Consider the following 25,104-nt stretch of genomic DNA (forward strand, 5'->3'; position numbering starts at 1 on the left):
TCATGAACGCCTCGCAACGTGGTTTTACCCTGATTGAAGTCGTGGTGACGCTGGCCCTGATCGGCCTGCTGGCCGGCATGGCCGCGCCGCTGACCGAGACCGTGGTGCGCCGGGGCAAAGAGCAGGAATTGCGCACGGCGCTGTACCAGATCCGCGACGCCATCGACGCCTACAAACGCGCTTTCGACGCCGGTTACATCGAGAAGTCGCTGGAAAGCAGCGGCTATCCGCCGAACCTGAAAGTGCTGGTCGAAGGCGTGCGTGATGTGCGCAGCGCCAAGGGCGCCAAGTTCTACTTTCTACGGCGCTTGCCGCATGACCCGCTGACACCGGTCAAGCGTGACGACAACGGTGGCTGGGGCTTGCGCTCCTACGACAGCACGGCTGAAAACCCGCGTGATGGCGAAGACGTCTTCGACGTTTATTCCCATGCGCGCGGCAAGGGTCTCAACGGCATCGCCTACCGGGAGTGGTGAATCATGCGTCGGCAAAAGGGTTTTACCTTGCTGGAACTGATGGTGGTCATGGCAATCATCGCAACCTTGATGACCATTGCCTTGCCGCGCTATTTCAACAGCCTCGAGGCCTCCAAGGAAACCACGCTGCGCCAGAGCCTGTCGGCCATGCGCGAAGCCCTGGATCACTACTACGGCGACACCGGGCGCTACCCCGATTCCCTGGAACAACTGGTGGAGCAGCGTTACCTGCGCAACCCGCCGACGGACCCGATTGCCGAACGCAAGGACACCTGGGTGCTGGTCGCGCCACCTGACGGCGTGGCGGGCGGGGTGGCCGATATCAAAAGCGGTGCCACAGGGAGGGCGCGTGATGGCAGCCTTTACTCCGAGTGGTAAGCCGTCTGGCGAGGCCGGGTTCACCTACCTGGGCGTGCTGTTTCTGATCATGTTGATGGGCATGGGCCTGGCCAGTGCCGGTGAGTTGTGGGCGACCGCCGCGCGCCGGGATCGCGAACGTCAGTTGCTGTGGGTCGGCACTCAATACGCCCAGGCATTGCGCAGCTACTACCGCAGTTCGCCGGGGCTGGCGCAGTACCCCAAAGAGCTGGAAGACCTGTTGCAGGACGAGCGTTTTCCGACCCCGAAACATCACATTCGCCAGCTCTACCCGGACCCGATCGGCGGCGGGGAATGGACGTTGATGCGCGGCTTCGACGGACGTATCACCGGACTCAACAGCCCGTCCACTGACCTGCCGCTCAAGCAGACGGATTTCCCCAGCCAGTGGTCGGACTTCACCGGCATGGCGAGCTACACGGACTGGCAGTTTGTCGCCGAGAAAGCCTTCCTCGACGGCACTTCCGGTCCGGTGAAAAACCAGTCCACCTTGCCCCAGGCGCTGTCGCCATGAACCGGCAGTTGCTGGCGGCCATGGTCCTGGCGTGTGTGGCGACGCTCGCCAGCGCCGGTGAAGAGGACGAGATGCTCGGCTTCATCGTCGATGACACGATCTCGCACATCGGCCACGACTTTTATTACTCGTTCAGTGAACGCCTGCGCGCCACCAGCCCGATGGATTTCAACCTGGTGGTGCGCGAACGGCCTTCGGCGCGCTGGGGCAGCCTGGTGACCGTGGAATATCAGCAACGACTGGTTTATCGGCGCTTCCTGCCGCCGAACACCGTGGAACTCAAGGACGAGGCCTATGACGCCGCTGACTGGGTTCGCGGGCAGATTGTGCAGCGCAAGCTGGAAACCTTGTTGCAGGACACGACGGACCTTGAGAGGGACGAATTATGAAAACGAAACCGTTCTTGCAGTGCACCGCTGGCTTGCTGCTGGGGCTCGCAAGTCATGCTCTGGTCCAGGCCACGGAGCTGGTCTACACCCCCGTCAACCCCTCGTTTGGCGGTAACCCGTTGAACGGCACCTGGCTGCTCAATAACGCTCAGGCGCAAAACGATTATGACGATCCAGACCTGAAGAAGCGCACGACGGCGGCCGGGACGTCGGCATTGGAGCGCTTCACCAGTCAGTTGCAGTCGCGGTTGCTGGGGCAGCTGCTGGACAACATCTCCACGGGCAATACCGGGAGCCTGTCCACCGACGCTTTTATTGTCAACGTCGTCGACGACTCGGGTGCACTGACCATTGAAGTCACGGACCGAGCGAGCGGTGAAGTTTCGGAAATCCAGGTGAATGGCCTGGCCCCTTGACGGGGATTCGGGTCGATGGGGAGTTAAGGACATGAAAAAAATAATAGCGCTAGGGCTGATGTTAGCGGCATTACAAGGGTGCAGTCTGCGTGACACGATGCCAGCCGAGCAGGACACCGAATCACCGACCCTGACACCTCGGGCGTCGACCTATTACGATTTGCTGAACATGCCACGTCCCAAGGGCCGGTTGATGGCGGTGGTGTATGGGTTCCGGGACCAGACCGGGCAATACAAACCGACCCCGGCCAGTTCGTTTTCGACCAGCGTGACCCAGGGCGCGGCAAGCATGTTGATGGATGCGTTGCAGGCCAGTGGCTGGTTTGTGGTGCTGGAGCGGGAGGGGCTGCAGAACCTGCTGACCGAGCGCAAGATCATTCGTGCTTCGCAGAAGAAGCCTAATACGCCGGTGAATATTCAGGGTGAGTTGCCGCCGTTGCAGGCGGCGAATCTGATGCTGGAGGGCGGGATTATTGCGTATGACACTAATGTGCGCAGTGGCGGGGAAGGGGCGCGGTATTTGGGGATTGATCTTTCTCGGGAGTATCGGGTGGATCAGGTGTCGGTGAATCTTCGTGCGGTGGATGTTCGCAGTGGGCAGGTGTTGGCGAATGTGATGACGAGCAAGACGATTTATTCGGTGGGCCGGAGTGCCGGGGTGTTCAAGTTTATCGAGTTCAAGAAGTTGCTTGAGGCTGAGGTGGGGTATACGACGAACGAGCCGGCGCAGTTGTGTGTTTTGTCGGCGATCGAGGCGGCGGTGGGGCATCTTTTGGCGCAGGGGATTGAGCGGCGTTTGTGGCAGGTGGCGGGGGATAGTTCTTCGCCGGATAACAATGCGACGCTGGATCGGTATTTGACTCAGAACAAGGTTGTGCCTGAGGGGGAGGAGGAGTGAGCCGTGGCGGCCTTCGGGCCGACCATGCTCTTTCGGGTGTACCCCGTCCAACTGTGGGAGTGAGCCTGCTCGCGATGGCGGCCTGATAGCCGACCAGTCTCTTTCGGGTGTACATATCCGTTGCTGCGGTAACGGCGGCTTAGGGTTTCGCCCTTATGTATGGACTCGCCCACACTGACTACCTGCTTTTCAAACACTGCTACCCGGTTGCATTTATGTATAAGGCCTGTCCGAGGACGCTGTCTTGAGCTTCTGGCCAACATTGGTTGAGCTCGCGGTATGCCGATTACGTGCAGGCCTCGAAGGCCGGTAAGGGCGCAGGCATCGATCCGCGACGGTCTGACCTGGGTTCAATGTTTTCTAGCAGGGGCTGGAGCGCCGTGACGCCCCGGTGGCAGAACGCTTTTGATCAATGACTTGGCGCAGCTGGCCGGCCATCGGCCGGTTGGCTGCGGTAAGTCTGGTCATTTTGTAGCAGCACCCAAACGATTCGAAAGTTGCGATTCGCCAAGCGTATCGCCGCTTCCTTGCGGCCCAGTCGCTCCTGCCAACGTTGCAACCGACGATCGTCGGGCTGCTCTGAATCCGGGCGTAAATGCCTCAATACCGCGTGAGCGCCTTGCACCATCAGGCTGCGCACATAGCTGTCGCCTCGTTTGCTCATCCTGCCCAGGCGGACCCTCTGCCCACTGCTGTTCTGCTCAGGCACCATGCCAAAGTAGGCGGCGAACTGACGTGCATTGGCAAAGCGTTCCGGGTCGGTTTGCTTGGCCAAAAGCGCGGTGGCGATGATCGGGCCGATACCGCGTACGCTCATCAGTCGCCGGGCTGTTTTATCCTCGTTCGCGGCATTCTCCAGGCGACCGCTCAGCACGTTGATCCGCTCGCCCAGCTGACGCCATTCGCCCAGCAGCTCGTCGACCAGCTCGCGCAACATGTCGGGCAAGGGTTGTGTCGCGTCTTCCAGCACCCTAGGCAGGGTCTGATTGATGGCGGCATCACCTTGGGCCAGGGTGATGCCGTGCTCCATTAGCAAGCCCCGCATCTGGTTGCTCATGGCTGTACGCCGACGGACATAACCTTGCCGGGCACGGTGCAAGGCCTGCATGGCCAGTGCGGTGGCGCTTTTGATGGGGACTGCCGCAATTTTGCTGTCGCGCCCGGCGCGCAATATGGCTTGGGCATCATTACGATCATTTTTGGCGCCGCTGCGGTGCTTGGCCACAAGCTGTGCTGGAAGAATCCGCGCCAGACTGCCCTGAGCCTGTAGCTGGCGCGCCCATGCTTGAGCGCCTGGTCCTGTTTCCATCAGCACCACTATGGTTGGCGGGAGTTGGCGCAGAAAGGTATGAAAGGCTTCACGCGACTTGATTCGTTCTTCGTAAAGCACCTGGCCAAGGGCATTTTCCCCCGCGATCTGGAATACCTGTTTGGCAAGATCGACCGCCACCGTGGTGCAGGTCGATAGATCGGTGGAAGACAGGGACTGTTTAACCGTCGTATGCTTTTTCATGGATTCGCCCTCGCTGTCGGTGGCTTTTTAGACTGCCCCCGTGGCGCATTGACGCCTCGGCGCGGGCGAGTCCATCCAATTACGGCGACTCACTTTTTTTTCAAACGCCAAAAAAAAGTAAGCAAAAAAAGGCTCGCCCCGAGCGTCCGGCCCCTCGCTGGGGCTCGGTGTTCCTTCGTTCCGGCATTCATCTGGGGGCATCGCCTCCGGTCTGCTTCGCGACGACCTCCTCTCGATGTGTGCGGCTTCGCCGCACGGCGCTACGCGCCTGCCCCCCAGATAAACGCCTCCACTCAGCCTGCCGAAGGGGCGGGTAGATCAAAAGCCAGATCAAGATCAAGAGCTGCAGGCGAGCTACCGCTCGGCCTGTTGAGTGGTGAAGAGCGGGCGGGGTAGACACCGGTCCATTATGATCGTTCCCACGCTCTGCGTGGGAATGCCGCCAGGGACGCTCCGCGTTCCGCTCTTGAATGTGACGCAGAGCGTCACGGGATGCATTACCACGCGGAGCGTGGGAACGATCAATGCACCCCATTCCCCTGTGGGAGCTGGCCTGCCAGCGAAGACGGCCCGCCAGCCAACCAATCTCTCCCATATACACTCATTCCCCTGTGGGAGCTGGCCTGCCAGCGATGGCGGCCTGCCAGCCAACCAATCTCTCCCAGATGCACCCAATCCAACTGTGGGAGCTGGCCTGCCAGCGAAGACGGCCTGCCAGCCGACCAATCTCTCCCAGATGCACCCCTGTGGGAGCTGGCCCTGCAGCGATGACGACCTGCCAGCCAACCAATCTCTCCCAGATGCACCCAATCCAACTGTGGGAGCTGGCCTGCCAGCGATGACGACCTGCCAGCCAACCAATCTCTCCCAGATGCACCCAATCCAACTGTGGGAGCTGGCCTGCCAGCGAAGACGGCCTGCCAGCCAACCAATCTCTCCCAGATGCACCCAATCCAACTGTGGGAGCTGGCCTGCCAGCGAAGACGGCCTGACAGCCGACCAATCTCTCCCAGATGTACCCAATCCAACTGTGGGAGCTGGCCTGCCAGCGAAGACGGCCTGACAGCCAACCAAACTCTCCCAGATGTACCCGACCCAACTGTGGGAGCTGGCCTGCCAGCGAAGACGGCCTGCCAGCCGACCAATCTCTCCCAGATGCACCCAATCCAACTGTGGGAGCTGGCCCGCCAGCGAAGACGGCCTGCCAGCCGACCAATCTCTCCCAGATGCACCCATTCCCCTGTGGGAGCTGGCTTGCCAGCGATGGCGGCCTGACAGCCGACCAATCTCTCCAAGATGTACTCAATCCAACTGTGGGAGCGAGCTTGCTCGCGATGGCGGTGTGTCATTCAGCATTGATGGTGGCTGATACTCCGCTATCGCGAGCAGGCTCGCTCCCACAGGTAATGTGTGCTGGTTTTAGGGGGTATGTTTAATGCTGTTTAACGTTACTTCCTGAAAGCCACAGATTCTTGCGCCGTTGCCTACGACTGCGCCAGAATCCGCCGGCTTGTGCGCTTTGGACCTGGTCTTTATCGTTTCCGGGTCGCTGATATCAGCGACCGGGTTTAGCGACCCTGGCTATCCAAAGTGCATCAGTGCTCCAGACTTTTTTGCAGACTTTTGACGTTTGCAATGACGTTATGGTGGCTGTATGCGGGAGACCTTCGGGTCTACCGGGTGCCTTTGACCGGTTCGCTAACCTGCATGCAGCCGCCACCCTTACTTGTTTAGCGACAGGTGCTGGTGGCGCCATTTTCCAAAGGAGATTCACCATGTTCAAATCCACCCCAAATCCCCCTGAACCCGACGACGTTTCCCCCTACGATCCTCTCGATCCGAAAAAACTCAACGAAGCCGCCGACCGCGCGCTGGATCACTATCTCAACCCCCTGAAAGCCGCGATCCCGCCACGCAAACCCAGCACCATCTACCTGGTCGCCCCGGACATCGACACCGAAACCCTGTTGGCCAACGCTTGTGAATCCCTGGCTTCGGCGAGTGTCATGGCCAGCGACTTCGCCGGGATGTTGGAATGGCCGCATCGCAACACGATGCTGGGCATTCAGCAGGTCATCATGCTGGCTGAGCTGGCAGTGAACCGGGCGCTGGACAGGGTTGATCCACAGGCATAACCCTCCCCCCGGCTGATCGTTCCCACGCTCTGCGTGGGAATGCATCCCGTGACGCTCTGCGTCACATTCAAAAGCGGAACGCGGAGCGTCCCTGGCGGCATTCCCACGCGGAGCATGGGTACGATCAATCGGCACAAAAAAACCGCGACCCCTTCACGGATCGCGGTTCTTTTATGCCTTGCGATTACTGCTGCAACACCGTCGCCCGGTTGTCGCTACCCAGCTGCTGAATCGTCGCCATTTGGGTCGTGCCGCTCTGATCGACACTGGCAATGTTGCCGGTGCCGCCCTGGGTCACGTAGGCCACGTTCATGGTGTCAGCCTGTTTGACGGTGATCATGTTGTCGCTGCCATACAGCTGTGTGGTGTATGCCTGGTTGCCGCTGCCCGACTGGTCGAACTCGGTGGTGTTGCCTGAGCCGTTGCTGGTGCCTTGGGCCAGGTTGGTGGTGCCGCGCTGGTCGGCGATGAGGATGTTGTCGCTGCCGTTCTGATCGAAGTACAGCTCGTTGTAGTTGTCTGCCTGGCTGACCGTGGTTTTGTTGCCGCTGCCGGTCTGGTTGGTGGTCATGATGTGGCCGACGCCGTCTTGTTTGAAACTGGCGACGTTGCCGTAGCCGGCCTGGGTGACGGTCGCGCGTTGGTTGCTGCCGAATTGGCCGCCCAGTTGCGGGCCTTTCCAGTTACTGGCGTAGACCTTGTTTTCGCTGCCGACGGAGGTGGCGTTGAGCACGTGGCTGTCGCCGCTCTGGTAGGTGAAGTGGACGTTGCCGGTGCCTTGCTGGTACAGCGCGAGGACCGAGCCGACGGAGTCGAACTGGTCGGCGTAGATGGCGTTGACGTCGCCGACTTGCAGGACCTGGGCGTTGTTGTTCTGGCCGAAGCTCTGGTCGACCACGGTTTCGTTGGTGTGCCCGTACTGATTGACGGTGGCTTCGCTGGCGGTTTGTGCGCCTTGCCAGACTTCGGTGGCGTTGTAGTCGCCGAACTGGTTAACGGTAATCGTGCCGCCGTTGCCGTCGCGCTGGTCGCCATAGGCGTAGTTGCCTCCACCGGCCTGGTTGAGGTTGATCTGGCCGCCCATGTGGGCGATTTGTTCGGCGGTGGCGTAGTTGGCGGTGCCGTACTGGATGATCATCGCGTTGTTGCCGACGCCCAGTTGAATCTGTTCGATGTTGGCTTCGTTGTTGTCACCGAACTGGAAGGTCTGGCCTTTGGTGGCTTCCTGGCTGTCCTGATAGACGAACGAGAAGTTGCCGCTGCCTTGCTGTTGTTGCAGCGCCTCGTTTCCACCCATGCCAATCGACTGGCTGGCATGGCTGGTGTTGTAGCTGCCGGCCTGTTGTTGGGTGATGGTGCTGCCGTCTTCGAACAGTTGCTCGGCGTAGCCGGCATTGTAGTCGCCGATTTGACCCTGGGTGATGGTGCCGGTGGCGGTGTCTTGTAACGCTGCGGCATCGTTGCCCTGGCCGAGTTGTTGTTGCGTGGCGGTACTGTACGGGGCCGCTGTCTGTTTCACGTCGGCGATGTTGGCGTTGCCGACCTGGGACTGGTTGGACACGCTGTCGTCGGCCATTGCCTGGGCGCTGACAATGACCAGTATGGCGGCGGTGAGGGGCGTCAGTTTGAACATGATGGATCCTCCAAGTGGTGCAGTGCTTTAGCGATATTGTTTGACCGAAACGCTCATGCCGTTCCCTGACTGCGTCACGGCGCTTGAAAGCCCCGTACCGGCCTGGTCGATGCTGGCGTCGTTGTTATTGCCGTTCTGGGAAATCTGCGCGCGGTTGTGGCTGCCGTTTTGTGTGATTGAGGCGGCGTTGCCACTGCCTTGCTGGGTGATCATGGCCATCAGGTCGCTACCTTGTTGCAGGATGTAGGCTTCCTGATTGCTGCCCGACTGGACGATGGTGCCGAGCAGCGACTGACCGTTCTGCTGCAACAGCGCCACGTTGGCCTGGCCGTTCTGGTCGATCAGCGCGTGCTGACCCACCGGTGGCGGCAACTCGCCCAGATCGGCGGCGGGTGCCAGGTCGTCGTTGTCCATCAAATCGTCGGCGCGCACGCCGGCACTGCTGCAAAGCAGAAGCATGCAGAGCAAGGCGGCGGTCGACATTTTCATGGCGTTGTCCTTGGGAAGAGGCCAGCCCCACCCACCGAATCGGCGGGTGGGGCGAGGGCTCAGTTGGCGGTGACCGTCACGGTGCGCACGGTGCCTTGGGACGAGCGAATGGTCGCTGTCGGGTTAGCTGACGGGATCACCGTGGTGGTGTTGTTCACCGTCAACCGCCAGCGTCCGGTCACCGGCACGGTGGTGGTGCCCAGGGTCGCCAGCCCGGTCGGGGTGCTGACCTGCACGGTGATGGTGTTGCCGGTGGTCACCGATGAGGTGCCCGCAAAGTCCCAGGTGAAGCGGTTGTTGGAGCGGGCCGACACAGTGGCGGTGGTCACGGTGAAGGTTTCCGCAGCAGGCCTTGGCGAGACTTGCACCGTGACCGTCGCCGGTGTCGACAGGGCGCCAAAGCTGTCCCGGGCGATGTAGGTGAAGGTCGTGGTGAAGGCCGTGGTGACCGTGGCCGGTGGCGTATAGGTGATCACCGTGCCGTCAGTGCTGACGGTGCCGCGACCTGCTGCCGGTTGAGTCAGGCTGGCGACGCTCAGCGGCACGTTGCCTTCCGGATCGGTGTCGTTGGCCAGCACGTTGATCGGAATCGCCACGCCCAGGGTCGCAGCGGCGTCGTTGACCGCCACCGGTGGCCGGTTAGGCGCCACGGTGATGGTCACGGTTGCCGGTGTGGTCGAGGCCAGGCCTTTGGCGTCTTGAGCCTTGTAGGTGAAGGTGGTTGTCAGCGGCGCATTGACCGCGGCGGGCGGGGTATAGACCACCGCAGTCGTGCCGCTCAATGCCACGGTGCCTTGCCCGGCAGCCGGTTGGGTCAGGGCAGTGATGCTCAACGGCGTGTTGCCGTCAGGGTCACTGTCGTTGGCCAGCAGGTTGAGGGTGATTGGCACGCCGAAGCTGGTGCTGCCGGAGTCTGCGACGGAGAGCGGCGCCTGGTTTTCGCCGGTGTCCGGTGCCGTCCCGACGACCACGACTGGCTCGGTATCACTGCCGCCGGCAGCGGATTTGACGGTGACGGTGGCCGGTGGCTGGGTCAGGTCGGCGACGGTGATTTTTTGCAGGGTGCCGGATTTCGACAGCCGTCCGTAACCTTGCGCAACCATGTCCGGCACTGCTACTTCGTCCGAGGAGGTGGCCTCGATCAGCAGGCTGTGATTGCTCCAGTTGTAGCGAGCGGTCTGGATTTTCACCACGTCGGTGAGCTTGCTCGACACCGCCGTCGGCCGGGTGGTGCCGGCCGGGTTGGTAGCGGTTACCACCACAACCGAAGGCACGGGGCCGGTGATCAGGTGATTGCCGAAGAACAAGCCATTGTTGTCACCGACCAAGTTGGTCTGGCAGGGCGTCGGCGGTGGGCCGGGGACCAGGGCGAGGGTTTCGCGAAAGCACAGGGTCGAGCTGTTGTCCGCGTTGCCGAAGACTTCGATCCGGGTGCTGCTGCCAGTGCCCGAGGAGGTGCGGCGGTAAGTGGCGCGGTTGACCTCCACATGGGTCTGTGCACGGTTGTCGAGGACTTTGCCGGACACGGTGAAGAGGTTGGTCTGGATGGTCCCCGCCGGTCCCTGGATGCGCACGAAGTTGGTGTTATTGGGGCTGCCGGTGACCGCTTCGGTGAGGTTCGGGTCACCAATAAAGGTTTCTACCGAGCCGGTGTCCGGGTTCACTTCGGTGTAAGGGCCGTTGACGCTGCGCAGGAATGGCCCGATGGCGCCGTTAAGCGCTCCGGTGAAATTGCCAGGCGCACCGATGCCGACATCTTTGGTGATGTTGATCGCACGACGGCCCGGGGTGGTGACGTTCACCGTTTCCACGCCGTACGGGTGGGTAATGGTGTAAGTCCCTGCGGTGGGCACGTTCACCCGGATGCGAATCCGCGCGAAGCTTTGCTGATCGCCATCGACGGGGTTGCCCGAGGCGAATGCCGCTTCGACCCCGGCCACGTAGGCGTCCATCCCGTAGCCGGCGGCGTTGTTGGGAATGGTGGCGTCGGCCAGGAACCAGAAGCTTTCGTCTGGCCAGTTGTCCGGGAACACCATCGGCAGGGTGTCATCGAAAATGCCCGGGTTCGGCAGCAGTGTGCACATGTAGGCCGGTGGCGTGGCGGCCGGCACCCGCGTACTTGTAGCGCGCGACTGGCACAGTTCCAGCGACAGCAGATTGTTGTCCTGATACCACATCGGGAATTTCCCGGTGGCGAAGGTGTAAGGGCCGGGGTCGACGGCGGCGAGTTGCGCAAAAGCGCTGCCGGACAGCGAGAGAGTCAGTCCCAGGGCGTTGAGCGCCAGGCGTGGCCAGTTGTTCATGATGCCTCCTGATGAGGATCTGGGCATGTGAGCGTTCATGGCAGGATGACCACTTCTTCGGTATCGGTGCCGCCATTGGAGGACGTCACGCGAACCTTGGCCGGTGGAATGGGCGAGATGCCGGTCGCCAGGGTTTTCAGGGCGCCGTCGCCACTGAGGGCACCGATGGCGGCACCGCTGCCGGACGTCGCGGTGAGTACCGGTGGCGAGGTTTCATCGCTGGTGGAGGCCTCGATCGTGAGTTGCCCGGAGTTCAGGCTGTACTCGGCGCGCTGGATCACCACCAGATCCGATAACGGCGTCGACAGGGTGGTGGGTGTACTGGTGGGGATGGCGATGTGGTTGTCCGCGGTCAGTTGCAAGGTGGTTGGCAAGCTCGGGTTCGTCGACGACTGGGCGTACCAACTGCCGGTGCCGTTGAGTTCTGTCAGGTTCAGCGCCGGGTTGTTGCTGGTCAGGGCGACGGTGCCCGGAGGCGGCGGCGCCAGGACGAACACGTCTTGCTGGGCCACTGGCGCACTGTCGCCGGCCTTGCGCGAATAGGTGCTGCGCTGGGTGATCATCGGTGTCGGCCGCACGACCGTGGACAACTTGCCGGAGATGGCAAATGCCGTGGTGGTCAGGTCGATTCCGTTGGGTCCTTCGATGCGGATGAAGTTGGTGTTGAACGGACTGCCGGTGACGGCTTCCGAGAGGTTCGGGTCGCCGATGAATTGCTCGGCGGAACCGGTCACCGGATTGGTCTCGGTGTAAGGGCCGTTGACGCTGCGCAGGAACGGTCCGACGTCACCCTTGAGGGCGCCGTCGTAGGTTTTCGGCGAGCCGATACCGATGTCGCGGGTCATGTTGATCGCCCGTCGCCCAGGGGTGTCGACGTTGAAGACCTCGACGCCGTAAGGGTGGGTGATGACGTAAGTCCCGGCCGTGGGCACATCGACGCGGATGCGGATCCGGGCGAAGCTGATCTGATCACCTTCCACCGGGTCGCCACCGCTGAAAGCTGCTTCGACAGCGCTGACGTAGGTCAGGTCGATGCCCCTGGCCGCATCGACGATGGCACCGTCGGCGGTGAACCAGAAAGCTTCATCCGGGAAGTTGGTGGGAAAGACCAACGGCTGGGCGTCATCGAATATGCCGGGCGCAGGCAGCAGGTTGCACATGTACGTCGGGGCGCCGGGAGCACTTGGCACGCGCGAACTGACCGCCTTGGACAAACACAGGTCGAGGGTTCGACCATGGGTGTCCTGATACCAGCCGGCGAAAGAGCCGATGGCGGGTTGATAGGGGCCGGGATCGACCGCGAACAGCGCTGCCTGGGTAACACCTTGGGCAAGCGCACTGACGACCAGGGCGGCCGCCGTTTTGGACAGTAAAGGGTGCATGAGTATTCCCTCTATCAGAGTACCTGCCCCGTGGGGATGGGTCAGTTGGGGAGGGCTTCGGCAACTTCCATACCAATCTTTCAAAACCACCGGCAGAGGCCCGCAGTGAAGGCGTGCGGCGTGCAATCGGCGCGATCGTGCAAAGCGCGCGAGCGGGCGACTGTCCCCACTATTGGGGGTAGATGGGGTCAACGGGGCAGACGGGGAATCGGTGGGGGGACAAAACCCGAAGTCGGGCAAATGCCGGCCAGTGGGCTATAAACCTATAGGGAGTTTCGGGGAACAACGTCCATGAATATCCAGACCAGACCCCTTCAGCAAGAAGAGGCCGATATCCGCCTGAGCTCGCGCAAGCAGCCGTTCAATCTGCTGCGCTGGTTCTCGCTGATCAGCATGGCCGTAATCGGTACGGTGGCCGTGGCGCTGGGGGCGGTGTCCACCCGTTTCGTGATCACCGAGAGCGTGCAGCGCGATGCGTTGCTGACCTCGCAGTTCATCCAGGCGATTGCCTCGGCCGAGGTGCGCCACGTTGCCATCCCCAACGTGCGGACCATGGGCGAGTTGCTGGACCCGCGCAAAGACAAGGACTATACCGACGTCGATCCCATGGCCCGAGCCAGCGCCCGTGGCGAATTCCTCGATCATGTCGAGCACTTGCCGGACGTGATCCTGGCCAACATTTATGCGCCTGACCGCATGGTGATCTGGTCCACCAATCCGGAACTGATGGGCACCACGATCCATGCCGATGAAGACCTCGACCAGGCGTTCGCTTCCAGGATGCCGGTGTCCGCCAGTTACCACAACGTCGACAAGGGGCGCATGGAGCAGAAGTTCGTAACGCCCCCGGATTACATCTTTATAGAAAACTACATACCGCTGTTCGATGCCGACCATGAAAACGTCACGGCAATGGTCGAGATCTATAAGGAGCCCAAAGACTTGATCGAGCGCATGGAGCGCGGCCTGGCGCTGATCTGGCTGGCCACGGCACTGGGGGGTGGACTGATTTATTCAGGGCTGTACTGGATCGTGCGGCGGGCGGCGATCCTGCTGGCGACCCAACAAAAACAATTGATCACCAACGAAACCTTCGTGGCCCTGGGGGAAATGTCATCGGCGGTCGCCCACAGCCTGCGCAACCCATTGGCGACCATTCGCTCCAGCGCCGAGCTGGCCCTGGAGTTCGACAGTGGTCCGGCGCACAAGAACATCAACGACATCATCGGTCAGGTGGATCGCATGTCGAAGTGGGTTCGTGAATTGCTGCAGTCCTTGCGACCCCTTAATGATGAACCCGAACCGGTGAATCTGGTGGCGGCTTTGCATGACAGCCTCATGGCTTTCGAGCAGCAGATTGCCAAGGCCGGGGTCCACGTAGTGTTCGAACCGAAGGAAACGCCGATGGTGCTGAGCCAGCAGGTGCAGCTCACGCAGATCCTCAACAGCCTGCTGGCCAACGCAGTGGAAGCGATGGACAGGGGCGGTACGCTGACCATCACGCTGGAACCGACCGATGCCAAGGGAATTGGCGTGGTGGTGAGCGACACCGGCAAAGGCATGAACGAAGAACAGCGCAGCATGGCGTTCCGCCCTTTCTTCACCACCAAGCAAGGCGGGCTGGGTGTCGGGCTGGTCCTAGTGAAGCGGATCATGGAGCGTTTCGGGGGCGCGGTGAAACTCGATAGCCGCGAAGGCGAGGGCACTCGGGTCCGTCTGTCGTTCAAGCGCATTCCCTGAAAACGGGTATGAACTTTCCCCGTTAGCGGGTGTCAGGCCCCAGTCGTTTTCCCGGTCATGGCAAATTGATGTTGATAAGCCATTGTTTTATCGAGTGTTAATACTTTCGTATAAACCGGTTACAAATTTGGCGAGCTCTTTGCAAAACCACCACTACCCCCTTCATGACTTCGAGGCGGCTGGTGATGGACAGAAAAGCGCGGTATCCCTTCAAATGGTTCGGCCTGATGACGCCCTTGAGCGTCGTACTGACAATGACGCTGGGCACAGCGACTCTGCGCGCCAGTCCCATCGATGATGAACGACAGCCAGAACCTTCCGACCCCTCGGCTTACCACGACGAACCGGCTGATGAACCGGCCGCCCTGAACGCCATATTGACCATGCCGGAGGCCAACGTCGATTCCTTCGATTTGCCCAATGGCGTCAAAGGCACCCGGGACGAAACTCGCAAGGAAAACGTCCTGCCGCCGGCGGTGCAGACCAGTTTCAATTACCCCACCAATGGCAAGCCGAGCCCGTTGTTCGGTGCCCAGCCGTTCACTCAGCAACTGGTGCTGTTCGAAGAATTCGGCCCGGAAAAACTCGACCCCACCACCCCGGCCGCGCCATTGGGTTTTCCACCGGCAGCCGTGGGCCCATTGCCCCAACAAGACCCCAACAATGCGGCGCGCAGTGCGCCACCGAGCGCAGCGCTGGATGCGTTCATGCGGCAACCGGGGCTGACTCCGTTCCCCAGTCAGTATTCGAACGTGGTGGACCGCAACCCGTGGCAAGCGCAGATCGAGGTGTTCCTTAACCGCCGTATCGGCTCTTCGGCGGAAGGTCGTCCACCAGGAAAAGGCTGGTCGCATCAGCGCTGGAACGAGTTCTACCCGCAAGTGGCCTACAAAACCGTGCAAACCGGGGCGAGGCTCAACAGCGGTTGGCGTGACAGCCATCAGATGCACGGTTATGCCGTGGGCGAATTCGGCCCCGGTGGCCTCTATCACAACGTGGCGGGCGTACCGGCAACGAATGGCACCGCCAAGGGCGTCGATGCGCGTTTCCACCCGAACATGCCGGTGCAGAACCACAACTCGGTCTGGACCTTCGACGGCACCTTGCCGCCCAAACTGCTGATGGTGCGGTACGGTCAGCCGGTCCTGATGCGTCACTACAACGGCTTGCCGATCGACCCGTCGGCCAACATGGGCTTTGGTCTGCACACCATCACCACCCATGAACACAACGGCCACGCACCGGCGGAAAGCGATGGCTATGCCAACGCGTTTTTCTTCCCGGGGCAGTATTACGACTATCGCTGGCCGATCCAGCTGGCCGGTTACGACAGCATCAACACCGACGCTCATGATCCACGCGCGGCGTTCCCTTGCGCACCGGGTGAAACCCTGTGGACCAACGACGTGAGCCCGAGCCGCAAGACCTGCGATCACGGCACGATCAAGATCCGTGGCGACTGGCGCGAAACCATGAGCACCCACTGGTTCCACGACCACATGCTCGATTTCACCGCGCAGAACGTCTACAAGGGCAACGCGGCGATGATGAACTACTACAGCGCCCTGGACCGTGGCAACGAATCGGTGAACGACGGCGTCAACCTGCGTTTCCCCAGCGGCAGCGCCTTGCCGTGGGGTAATCGCGACTACGACGTCAACCTGGTGTTCGCCGACAAGGCCTGGGATCAGAACGGCCAGTTGTGGTTCAACCCGTTCAACACCGACGGCTTCCTCGGTGACCAGGTGCTGGTCAACTGGCAATGGAAACCGACCCTGGACGTGCGCGCCCGCAGCTATCGGTTCCGCATCCTCAATGGTTCGGTCTCGCGTTACTTCAAGTTTGCGATCGTGCGTGAGGTCAAGGGCACCAGCGGTGAGTTCCAGGGGCCGAAAAACTCCGGCGTTTCCTATAGCCGCGTGCCATTCCACATGATTGCCAACGACGGCAACATCATGGAACACAGCGTGCCATTCGACGGCAGCATGGACCTCGACGCCGATGGCGATAAACAGAACCACAACGCGATCCTGCCAACCCAGGGCATCGCCGAGCGCTTCGACATCATCGTCAACTTCGCGAAAAACGGCATCAAGCCAGGCGACAAACTTTTCGTGGTCAATCTGCTGGCCCACGACGATGGCAAAGGCCCGAAAGAACCGATCCCGCTGGGTGATGTGCTGTCGGAAAAATACCTGGCGGTGATCAAGCAAGGCAGCAAAGGTCCGCAGTGGGACAGGGGCGATCCGGGCGTGGGCAAGGTTTTGCAGCTCAACGTCAAGGCCTACACCGGTCAGGACCTGGCCATGGACCCTGCGGCGTACGAACCGGCCAAACCGGGTAAAGCCGAAGGCCTGGTGATGATTCCGCTGAAGATCCATCGTGACAACCCGGCGGACAAGGCCCTGCTGGCCAACGCTCGTCACCGCACCTTCACCTTCGGCCGTTCCGACGGCACCGATGAGGCGCCGTGGACAGTCAAGACCGATGGCGGCTTCGGCTTCCACATGGACCCACGGCGCTTGAACGCGGCGACCCACTTGGCGAGCGGTCCGACCGATGCCGGAGCATCAGGGTTCGGCACCCTGGAGGTGTGGAACATCAGGCTCGGCGGCAGTGGCTGGAGCCATCCGGTGCATGTGCACTTCGAGGAGGGGATCATTCTCAGTCGCGGCGGCAAGGCGCCACCGGAATGGGAAAAATGGGCGCGTAAGGATGTGTATCGCATCGGCTCGGAAAAGGATGGCCTGGACAACGTCGAGATGGCGATCAACTTCCGCGAATTCGCCGGGACCTACATGGAGCACTGTCACAACACCCAGCATGAGGACAACTCGATGCTGCTGCGCTGGGACATTGAGAAACCCGGGCAATTCCAGTTGATGCCGACACCGTTGCCGAGCTGGGATGGCGTGCGCTACGTGAACTCCGCCGCGCTGCCAACCTTCCGCACTGGCGATGGCCTTGGCCCTAAAGTGGTGGTCAAGCCATGAACCGGGAGCGCGTCGACAGGACTGTGCACACGCCGCGCTCCCGCGCCCTGGGCCTGCACCTGATGTTGCTGCTGATCACCTGTCTGCTGGCCAGTCAGGTGATCACAGCCCATGAAGGAGCCTTGTCGCCGACGGAGTCGGCGACACCCTGGGGCGGCGACTATTTCCCCAACACCCTGCTGACCGATCAGGACGGTCAGCAGGTGCATTTCTTCGATGACCTGATCAAGGACAAAGTGGTGGTGATCAATTTCATTTTCACTTCGTGCAGCGACTCTTGCCCTCTGGAAACCGCGCGCCTGCGTCAGGTGCAAAAGTTGCTGGGGGACCGGGTCGGCCAGGACATATTTTTCTATTCCATCAGCATTGATCCCCTCAGCGACACGCCCGAGGTGCTCAAGGCTTACGCCCAGCGCTTCAAGGTCGGACCCGGCTGGAAGTTTCTGACGGGTGAATTTGCCGACGTCACTGACCTGCGCAAAAAACTCGGGCTGTTCATCGAAGGCGTCGACAACGGACGCAACAAGGACCACAACCTGAGTCTGATCGTCGGCAACCAGAGCACGGGCCGCTGGATGAAAGCCTCGCCTTTCGAGAACCCGTGGATCCTCGCGGACCAGTTGGCCAACACGTTGCAGAACTGGAAGAAAGCCAGCGTTGAAGAAAGTTACGCCAACGCGCCTGAAATCCGCCCACCGAGCAATGGCGAAGAACTGTTCCGTACCCGCTGCGCGTCGTGCCACAGCCTGGGCCCGATGGACGGGCAGGGGATCGGCATGCGCAGCATCGGCCCTGACCTGATCGGCGTGACGCGCCAACGCGACCCGGCCTGGCTCAGCCGCTGGATTCGTGAGCCAGACAAGATGCTGGCGGAAAAAGACCCGATTGCGGTGGAGTTGTTTGAACGTTTCGACAAAATCCCGATGCCCAACCTGCGTCTGGATGAGAACGCTGCGCAGTCAATCATGGGATTTTTACAGGAAGAAACCGAGCGCCAGAAACCAATGGAAGCGGCGCAGGCGCAATAGCGGCGAAATACTATCAGTGAAGCCGTCCAGCGCGATCAATGCCACCTACACTGATCGGTGATACGGCTGAAAAGGCGTGATGCATACCTCCAGGACAACGCCATGCAGACCCAGGAAACACAAAATACAGCGGCGCCGGAAGTGCCGGTAGCAGACACCCCGGGCCGCAACGGACAGTTCAATCTGCTGCGCTGGTTTTCCTTGGGCAGCTTTTTCATCATCGCGGCTGTCGCGTTGGGGTTGGGTTATGTCTCCACGCGGTTTGTCGTCGATGAAAGCGTCGAGCGTGATTCCATGCTGACTGCGCAGTTCATCCACGCCATCGGTGATGGAGAAATTCGCCATGCCGGCATCACCCCGGAAAGAACCATGGGTGAAATGCTCGATCCGCGCGATGAAAACGCCTATCCCGACGTCAATCCGGGTTCCCGTGCGGCGGCCCGCACAGAGTTTCTCGATCATGTCGAAAATCTGCCCGATACGCTGTTGGCGGTGGTGTATGCGCTGGATCGCACGGTGGTCTGGTCGACCAACCCGAAAATGATCGGCATGCGCGTCGAAGGTGACGAGGAACTGGACGAATCCTTTGAAATGAAGGAACTCGTGTCCACCAGCTACCACAAGATCGACGACGAGCGTCCCGAACAGATGCTGCTGCGCGAACCCAAGTACCTGTTCATCGAGAATTACATTCCGATGTTCAATGCTGACAAGAGCAAAGTGATAGCCATGGTCGAGATCTACAAGGAACCGGCGGACCTGGTCGAACGTATCCAGCGCGGTTTCAAAGCCATCTGGCTGGCGACCGCGTTGGGTGGCCTGCTCATCTACCTTGGGTTGTTCTGGATTGTGCGGCGCGCATCGATGCTGCTGCAAAGCCAGCAGAAACAATTGATCACCAACGAGACTTTCGTTGCCCTGGGGGAAATGTCCTCGGCGGTCGCACACAGTTTGCGCAATCCGCTGGCGAACATTCGCTCCAGTGCTGAACTGGCCCAGGAAATCGCCAGTGATGGGGCGCAAAGGAACATTGGCGACATCATCAGTCAGGTCGACCGCATGTCGCGCTGGGTGCGGGAGTTGCTGGTGTCGTTGCGGCCCATGAACGACGACTACGAAACCGTGGACCTGGTGCTGGCCATCGATGACACCCTGAGCGCTTTCGATGCGCTGATCAAACGTTCCAACGTGCAAGTGCACTTCACGCCGCAAGCCTGCCCACCGGTCGTCAGCCAACAGGTGCTGCTCACGCAAATTCTCAATAGCCTGTTCGCCAATGCCCTGGAGGCCATGCCCAAGGGCGGCGTGCTCAGTATCGACATAGAACAACCTCACCCTGGGCAGGTGCAGATGACGTTGAGCGATACCGGCAAAGGCATGAGCAAACAGCAGCAGCAAATGGTCTTCAAGCCGTTTTTTACAACCAAACAGGGAGGGTTGGGCGTTGGCCTGGCCCTCGTCAAGCGAATAATGGAACGCTTCGAAGGCTCGGTTGAATTGACCAGCCAGGAGCAGGAAGGAACCCGCGTCTGTCTCAATTTTAAAGTGGCAACGGGAGGGGACTATGGAGCACAGCATACTGCTGGTCGAGGATGATGAACTCCTGGCCGAGAACATTCAGACCTACCTGGAGCGCAAAGACTTCGAGGTGACGGTTTGCCACTCGGCTGAAGAGGCGTTGGAGCAATTGGGCACATTTGCTCCAGACGTGGTATTGACCGATAACTCGCTGCCGGGCATGAGCGGTCATGACCTGATCCAGAAGCTGCGCGTCAGCGCGCCGGATCTGAAAGTGATCATGATGACCGGCTACGGCAACGTCGAAGACGCCGTGGTGGCGATGAAAGAGGGCGCGTTTCATTACGTGACCAAACCGGTGGCCTTGCCGGAGCTCAAGTTGCTGCTGGACAAGGCCCTGGCCACCGATCGCATGGAACGCACGCTGTCGTTCTATCAGGAGCGCGAGGCGCAGAAGTCAGGCGTGCAAGCGTTGATCGGTGAATCGGCGCCGATGCACTACTTGAAAAACACCATCGCGCAGCTGCTCGACGCCGAACGGCGCATGGCCAACACCGACCTGCCGCCGGTGCTGGTGGAAGGTGAAACCGGTACGGGCAAGGAACTGGTGGCCCGGGCGCTGCACTTCGACGGTCCGCGCAGCAAAGGCCCGTTCATTGAGTTCAACTGCGCCTCGATTCCTTCCAATCTGGTGGAGTCGGAACTGTTCGGCCACGAGAAGGGCGCTTTCACCGACGCCAAGGACCGCCGTGTCGGTCTGGTCGAAGCGGCTGACGGCGGCACGCTGTTTCTCGACGAAGTCGGCGAAATGGACCTGCTGCTGCAAGCCAAATTGCTCAAGCTGCTGGAAGACCGGACCATTCGCCGGGTCGGCTCGGTCAAGGAGCGCAAGGTCGACCTGCGGGTGATCAGCGCCACCAACTGCAATCTCGAACAGATGGTTCAACAGGGCAAATTCCGGCGAGACCTGTTTTTTCGCCTGAGGATCATTTCAATCAAGGTTCCGCGCCTATATGCCCGTGGCGAGGACATCCTGCTGCTGGCTCGACATTTCCTGGCGACCCACGGCAAACGCTATGGCAAGCCGAACCTGCATTTCAGCGATCAGGCTGAACAACTGCTGCTCAGCTACAGCTGGCCGGGCAACGTGCGTGAGCTGCGCAACATGCTGGAGCAAACCGTGCTGCTGGCGCAGAGCGATACGATTGCGGCCCATCAGCTCAATGTTTGCCTGAGCCTGGTGGATGATCCGATCGTGCTGCAAGAACCCCAACACCACGAGCCGCGTCCGATGTACAGCGCCAACGAGTCGATGAACCTGCCGGAAGTCGAGCGCGACATGGTGCGCAAGATGCTCGACAAGACCGACTGGAACGTCACCAAGTCGGCACGCCTGCTGGGCCTGAGCCGCGACATGTTGCGCTACCGGATCGAAAAACTCGGCCTCGCGCGCCCGGACAAACGCCAATGGTGAATCACTGCATCAATGGCCCTTGGCGGCTGAGGCACTCGAGCAGACACGAGGGGTCGAGGACTTCTTCGTTCACGTAGACGCCGTGTTCGGCATCGTAGGAACGGACAAAGACCCGGACGGAGGCGTCCGCGATGGTCGGTAACCGGGAGTCGTGGAAGTCGTGCTGACTGGCAATCGGAATGAAATTCCCAGGGGCCGTCGGGATGTACGACCCCGGCGGCACGATGCTCATGGACGGCGGCACCGGGTGAGCGAAGGGCTGGTCGGCGCCGTAATAATTGAACTCACTGCTGTAGTCGGTGGTGGGTGTCAGGCTCTCGTCCGCCTGGGCGCCAGCGATGGCGGTCAGGCTGAGGGCGATCAACAGCGGCAGATCGGTTTTTTTCATGGCAACACCTGTGAAGTCGGTTGTCCCGCACATCCCCAAGGAAGTTAACTATAGCCTGCCGTACAGGCACGCGTTCGCGATGCCCGGGTTACAACATCCCAACAAACGCCAAATGGGCTTTTTCGAAAGCCTGACCTAGACTCTTGCCGGTCAATAAAGACCCGAGTGAGGACGCGCGCAAATGGACATGCCGATCAACGAAAAAGCCATCGCCAGCAACCGCGATGCCTGGAACGACTCCGCCCGACACCACCAGGACACCCCCGAATGGCCGACGCTTTTGATCGCTGTGGGGCAGGGGGACTTCTCCTGCCTGGATGCAACGTTGACGGGTGTGCTGGAACAGGTGGGCGTCGATGGCAAGGCTGTGGTGCAACTGGGTTGCAACAACGGGCGCGAAAGCATCTCGCTGTTTGCCCTGGGCGCCCGCAGTGTGGTGGGCATTGATCAGTCTGAAGCGTTTCTCGCTCAGGCGCGGGAACTGGCGGCTCGCTCGCCCCATGAGCCGCAATTCATCGAGGCAGACATTCATCAGCTGCCCACTGAGCTTCACGACCGGTTCGACAGGGCATTGATCACCATCGGCGTGCTGAACTGGATGCCGGACATTGCGCAGTTTTTTCGCCATGTCGCGCGCACCCTAAAGCCCGGCGGCACGCTGGTGGTGTACGAAACCCATCCGTTCCTGGAAATGCTCGACCCGGAGTCAGAGGATCCCTATCGCCTGGACAGCTCGTACTTTCGTGGCGAACCGTTCGTGCAGAACCAGCCGATCGTCTACGAAGGCAAAGTCGACCAGCCGGCCGCTTCCTCCTACTGGTTCGTTCACACCCTGGGCGCAATCCTCACCGGCGCTATCGAAGCGGGGCTGCAAATCAGCCACTTCAAGGAATACCCGCATTCCAACCGCGAGGAACTCTACGACCGGTATGAACAGCAGAAAGCGCAGCTGCCATTGTGCTTTACGATGGTGGCGGTGAAGCGCGAGTAAATGTGTTGCACCAACTGACCCCTTCGCGAGCAAGCCCGCTCCCACAGTTAATCTTTGTCGAACACAAATGCTGTGTTCACTGAAGATCCCTTGTGGGAGCCAGCCTGCTGGCGATAGTGGTTGATCAGTCACCTCAAAGCTGAATGCCCGCCCGTCATCGCGAGCAGGCTCACTCCCACATTTGTTCGTCGTTGAACACCAATGCTGTGTTCACTGAAGATCCCTTGTGGGAGCCAGCCTGCTGGCGATAGCGATTTAGTAGTCACCGCAAAGCTGAATGTTCGTCCGTCATCGCGAGCAGGCTCACTCCCACATTTGTTCGTCGTTGAACACCAATGCTGTGTTCACTGAAGATCCCTTGTGGGAGCTAGCCTGCTGGCGATAGTGGTTGATCAGTCACCTCAAAGCTGAATGCCCGACCGTCATCGCGAGCAGGCTCACTCCCACATTTGTTCGTCGTTGAACACCAATGCTGTGTTCGCTGGAGATCCCTTGTGGGAGCTAGCCTGCTGGCGATAGTGGTTGATCAGTCACCGCAATGCTGAATGTGCCACCGCTATCGCGAGCAAGCTCACTCCCACATTTGTTCGTCGTTGAACACCAATGCTGTGTTCACTGAAGATCCCTTGTGGGAGCTAGCCTGCTGGCGATAGAGATATACCCGTCACTGCAATGCTGAATGTGCCACCGCTTTCGCGAGCAAGCCCGCTCCCACAGTTGATCTTTGTCGAACACCAATGCTGCGTTCACTGAAGCTCCCTTGTGGGAGCTAGCCTGCTGGCGATAGTGGTTGATCAGTCACCTCAAAGCTGAATGCCCGACCGTCATCGCGAGCAGGCTCACTCCCACAGTTGATCTTTGTCGAACACAAATGCTGTGTTCACTGAAGATCCCTTGTGGGAGCCAGCCTGCTGGCGATAGCGGTTGATCAGTCACCTCAAAGCTGAATGCCCGACCGTCATCGCGAGCAGGCTCACTCCCACAGTTGATCGTCCTCGAACACAAATGCTGCGTTCGCTGAAGATCCCTTGTGGGAGCCAGCCTGCTGGCGATAGTGGTTGATCAGTCACCTCAAAGCTGAATGTTCGACCGTCATCGCGAGCAGGCTCACTCCCACATTTGTTGGTCGTTGAACACCAATGCTGTGTTCACTGAAGATCCCTTGTGGGAGCGGGCTTGCTCGCGAAAGCGATTGATCAGTCACTGCCATGCTGAAGGTACGCCAGTCATCGCGAGCAGGCTCACTCCCACATTTGTTCGTCGTTGAACACCAATGCTGTGTTCACTGAAGATCCCTTGTGGGAGCTAGCCTGCTGGCGATAGTGGTTGATCAGTCACCGCAAAGCTGAATGTTCGACCGTCATCGCGAGCAGGCTCACTCCCACATTTGTTCGTCGTTGAACACCAATGCTGTGTTCACTGAAGATCCCTTATGGGAGCTAGCCTGCTGGCGATAGCGATTTAGCAGTCACCGCAACGCTGAATGTTCGACCGTCATCGCGAGCAGGCTCGCTCCCACAGTTGATCTTTGTCGAACACAAATGCTGTGCTCACTGAAGATCCCTTGTGGGAGCTAGCCTGCTGGCGATAGCGGTTGATCACTCACCGCAATGCTGAAGGTACGACCGTCATCGCGAGCAAGCCCGCTCCCAAAGTTTCAACCAGCAGTCAGGCGCTCGCCGCGCCGGTCACCACTGGCCGGCCCGGTTTGCGCAGCGGGTCCAGGCGCGAGCCGTCGTAGCGGGTTTCGCGGTAGAAGCGCCAGCGACCGAACAGGGAGTAGATGTGGGTGACGCGGCCCTGTTCGTGGTAGCCCATGCGAATGTGCAATTTCAGCGCCGGGATGTTATGGGTTTCGCAGACGTCCACCACTTTGTGGCAACCCTGGGCGCGCATGGCGTCCCAGAGGGCGATCTGAACATCCACCGACAGGCTGGTGCCGAAGTAGGCACGGGTCATTTCGCCGCCGAACTCGAAGAATTCACCGGGTTTGACCGGGAACCAGCAACCGTAATAGTGGCGGTCGTGGTAATCACGCACGCTGCCCCAGATAAACCCGACAGCGTGGCCGCCTTCGTCCAGGTACATGTGCCCGGTGTAACCTTCGGCGGCGAGCTCGGCCATGGTGCCGACGCGGTCGCCAAAATGCTTGGCGAATGCCGTGGCGTTTTCCGGGGTGATGACCTCCATGCGCAGGCCCGAGTAGGGACGTAATTTGTGCGGTGGCACCGGACTGACCAAGTCGCGCTCCATCCACAAAAGCTCCCTGTGGAAGAACACGTAGCGTTTCCACAGCGTGTTGAACGTGCGGCTCAAGCCTTTTTGTTTGATACGTTCGCGAAGCTTTTCGATGGTGCTCATGAAACTCTCCTTGGCCATAGCCAGGGTGTGTGTGGAAACGCCTTTTATGGATATAGATAAACGCTGCAAACTCATCTCAAGGCGC

General features: G+C 60.3%; 20 protein-coding genes. 13 read left to right on the top strand and 7 right to left on the bottom strand.

Annotated features, from left to right (window positions below; translation table 11 throughout):
• Nucleotides 1–2 precede the first annotated feature (2 nt).
• The 6 genes from K5K95_RS21050 to K5K95_RS21075 are packed head-to-tail and all read left to right on the top strand — an operon-like array spanning nt 3 to nt 3,071.
• A complete protein-coding gene (locus K5K95_RS21050; protein WP_222585918.1) occupies nt 3–476 on the top strand; it encodes a type II secretion system protein in 474 nt (157 codons plus the stop codon).
• Nucleotides 477–479: 3 nt separating this feature from the next.
• Entirely contained in the window at nt 480–854 is a 375-nt protein-coding gene (locus tag K5K95_RS21055; protein ID WP_090182691.1) for a type II secretion system protein, read from the top strand.
• On the top strand, nt 829–1,368 hold the full coding sequence (locus tag K5K95_RS21060) for a type II secretion system GspH family protein (protein WP_222585919.1): 540 nt from the start codon (nt 829–831) through the stop codon (nt 1,366–1,368). The genes K5K95_RS21055 and K5K95_RS21060 overlap by 26 nt, the downstream gene beginning before the upstream one ends.
• Nucleotides 1,365–1,757 carry a curli production assembly/transport protein CsgE gene (gene csgE / locus K5K95_RS21065; RefSeq protein WP_222585920.1) on the top strand — a complete coding sequence of 131 codons (393 nt, stop codon included), beginning with the start codon at nt 1,365–1,367 and terminating at the stop codon, nt 1,755–1,757. Before K5K95_RS21060 ends, csgE begins: the two co-directional genes overlap by 4 nt.
• Nucleotides 1,754–2,173 (top strand): curli assembly protein CsgF, encoded by a 420-nt coding sequence (locus K5K95_RS21070; protein ID WP_222585921.1) that lies wholly within the window; start codon nt 1,754–1,756, stop codon nt 2,171–2,173. Before csgE ends, K5K95_RS21070 begins: the two co-directional genes overlap by 4 nt.
• A 31-nt stretch (nt 2,174–2,204) precedes the next feature.
• Nucleotides 2,205–3,071, top strand: coding sequence for a CsgG/HfaB family protein (locus tag K5K95_RS21075; protein WP_222585922.1), 867 nt, complete (start codon nt 2,205–2,207; stop codon nt 3,069–3,071).
• A gap of 409 nt (nt 3,072–3,480) precedes the next feature.
• Here K5K95_RS21075 and K5K95_RS21080 read toward each other — a convergent pair whose 3' ends face one another.
• Nucleotides 3,481–4,584: an IS110 family transposase gene (locus K5K95_RS21080; protein ID WP_222585923.1), complete on the bottom strand. Its 1,104-nt coding sequence runs from the start codon at nt 4,582–4,584 to the stop codon at nt 3,481–3,483.
• Between the two features lie 1,775 nt (nt 4,585–6,359).
• Between K5K95_RS21080 and K5K95_RS21085 the strand changes: the two genes are divergently transcribed.
• Nucleotides 6,360–6,719 (top strand): DUF6124 family protein, encoded by a 360-nt coding sequence (locus tag K5K95_RS21085; RefSeq protein ID WP_222585924.1) that lies wholly within the window; start codon nt 6,360–6,362, stop codon nt 6,717–6,719.
• Nucleotides 6,720–6,903: 184 nt separating this feature from the next.
• Here K5K95_RS21085 and K5K95_RS21090 read toward each other — a convergent pair whose 3' ends face one another.
• Genes K5K95_RS21090 through K5K95_RS21105 form a run of 4 tightly spaced genes read right to left on the bottom strand, consistent with a single transcriptional unit; the run spans nt 6,904 to nt 12,526 of the window.
• Nucleotides 6,904–8,352 (bottom strand): curlin, encoded by a 1,449-nt coding sequence (locus K5K95_RS21090; protein ID WP_222585925.1) that lies wholly within the window; start codon nt 8,350–8,352, stop codon nt 6,904–6,906.
• 27 nt (nt 8,353–8,379) lie between these two features.
• A complete protein-coding gene (locus tag K5K95_RS21095; RefSeq protein ID WP_222585926.1) occupies nt 8,380–8,841 on the bottom strand; it encodes a curlin in 462 nt (153 codons plus the stop codon).
• 59 nt (nt 8,842–8,900) lie between these two features.
• Nucleotides 8,901–11,144, bottom strand: a complete 2,244-nt coding sequence (locus K5K95_RS21100; RefSeq protein ID WP_222585927.1) for an Ig-like domain-containing protein — start codon at nt 11,142–11,144, stop codon at nt 8,901–8,903.
• A 35-nt stretch (nt 11,145–11,179) separates the two neighbouring features.
• Nucleotides 11,180–12,526, bottom strand: a complete 1,347-nt coding sequence (locus K5K95_RS21105; protein ID WP_222585928.1) for a hypothetical protein — start codon at nt 12,524–12,526, stop codon at nt 11,180–11,182.
• Nucleotides 12,527–12,817: 291 nt separating this feature from the next.
• Between K5K95_RS21105 and K5K95_RS21110 the strand changes: the two genes are divergently transcribed.
• The 5 genes from K5K95_RS21110 to K5K95_RS21130 all read left to right on the top strand — a co-directional run bounded on the left by K5K95_RS21110 (nt 12,818) and on the right by K5K95_RS21130 (nt 21,279).
• Nucleotides 12,818–14,266: an ATP-binding protein gene (locus K5K95_RS21110; protein ID WP_222585929.1), complete on the top strand. Its 1,449-nt coding sequence runs from the start codon at nt 12,818–12,820 to the stop codon at nt 14,264–14,266.
• Between the two features lie 185 nt (nt 14,267–14,451).
• A complete protein-coding gene (locus K5K95_RS21115) occupies nt 14,452–17,259 on the top strand; it encodes a multicopper oxidase domain-containing protein (protein ID WP_222585930.1) in 2,808 nt (935 codons plus the stop codon).
• The gene (locus K5K95_RS21120; RefSeq protein WP_222585931.1) at nt 17,256–18,287 is read left to right on the top strand and encodes an SCO family protein; all 1,032 of its coding nucleotides are present in this window, start codon (nt 17,256–17,258) and stop codon (nt 18,285–18,287) included. Before K5K95_RS21115 ends, K5K95_RS21120 begins: the two co-directional genes overlap by 4 nt.
• 102 nt (nt 18,288–18,389) lie before the next feature.
• Nucleotides 18,390–19,883 (top strand): sensor histidine kinase, encoded by a 1,494-nt coding sequence (locus K5K95_RS21125; RefSeq protein WP_222585932.1) that lies wholly within the window; start codon nt 18,390–18,392, stop codon nt 19,881–19,883.
• Complete coding sequence (locus K5K95_RS21130; RefSeq protein WP_222585933.1) at nt 19,852–21,279, top strand: sigma-54-dependent transcriptional regulator; 1,428 nt, start codon at nt 19,852–19,854, stop codon at nt 21,277–21,279. Before K5K95_RS21125 ends, K5K95_RS21130 begins: the two co-directional genes overlap by 32 nt.
• Nucleotide 21,280: 1 nt before the next feature.
• Here the strand turns inward: K5K95_RS21130 and K5K95_RS21135 are convergent, their stop codons facing one another.
• Nucleotides 21,281–21,667: a hypothetical protein gene (locus K5K95_RS21135; RefSeq protein ID WP_222585934.1), complete on the bottom strand. Its 387-nt coding sequence runs from the start codon at nt 21,665–21,667 to the stop codon at nt 21,281–21,283.
• A 181-nt stretch (nt 21,668–21,848) separates the two neighbouring features.
• Between K5K95_RS21135 and K5K95_RS21140 the strand changes: the two genes are divergently transcribed.
• A complete protein-coding gene (locus K5K95_RS21140; RefSeq protein ID WP_222585935.1) occupies nt 21,849–22,658 on the top strand; it encodes a class I SAM-dependent methyltransferase in 810 nt (269 codons plus the stop codon).
• Nucleotides 22,659–24,326: 1,668 nt separating this feature from the next.
• Here K5K95_RS21140 and K5K95_RS21145 read toward each other — a convergent pair.
• Nucleotides 24,327–25,019 (bottom strand): GNAT family N-acetyltransferase, encoded by a 693-nt coding sequence (locus K5K95_RS21145; RefSeq protein ID WP_222585936.1) that lies wholly within the window; start codon nt 25,017–25,019, stop codon nt 24,327–24,329.
• Nucleotides 25,020–25,104 lie beyond the last annotated feature (85 nt).

This window comes from Pseudomonas sp. DR48 (assembly GCF_019823085.1).
In the GTDB taxonomy this organism is placed as follows: Bacteria; Pseudomonadota; Gammaproteobacteria; order Pseudomonadales; family Pseudomonadaceae; genus Aquipseudomonas.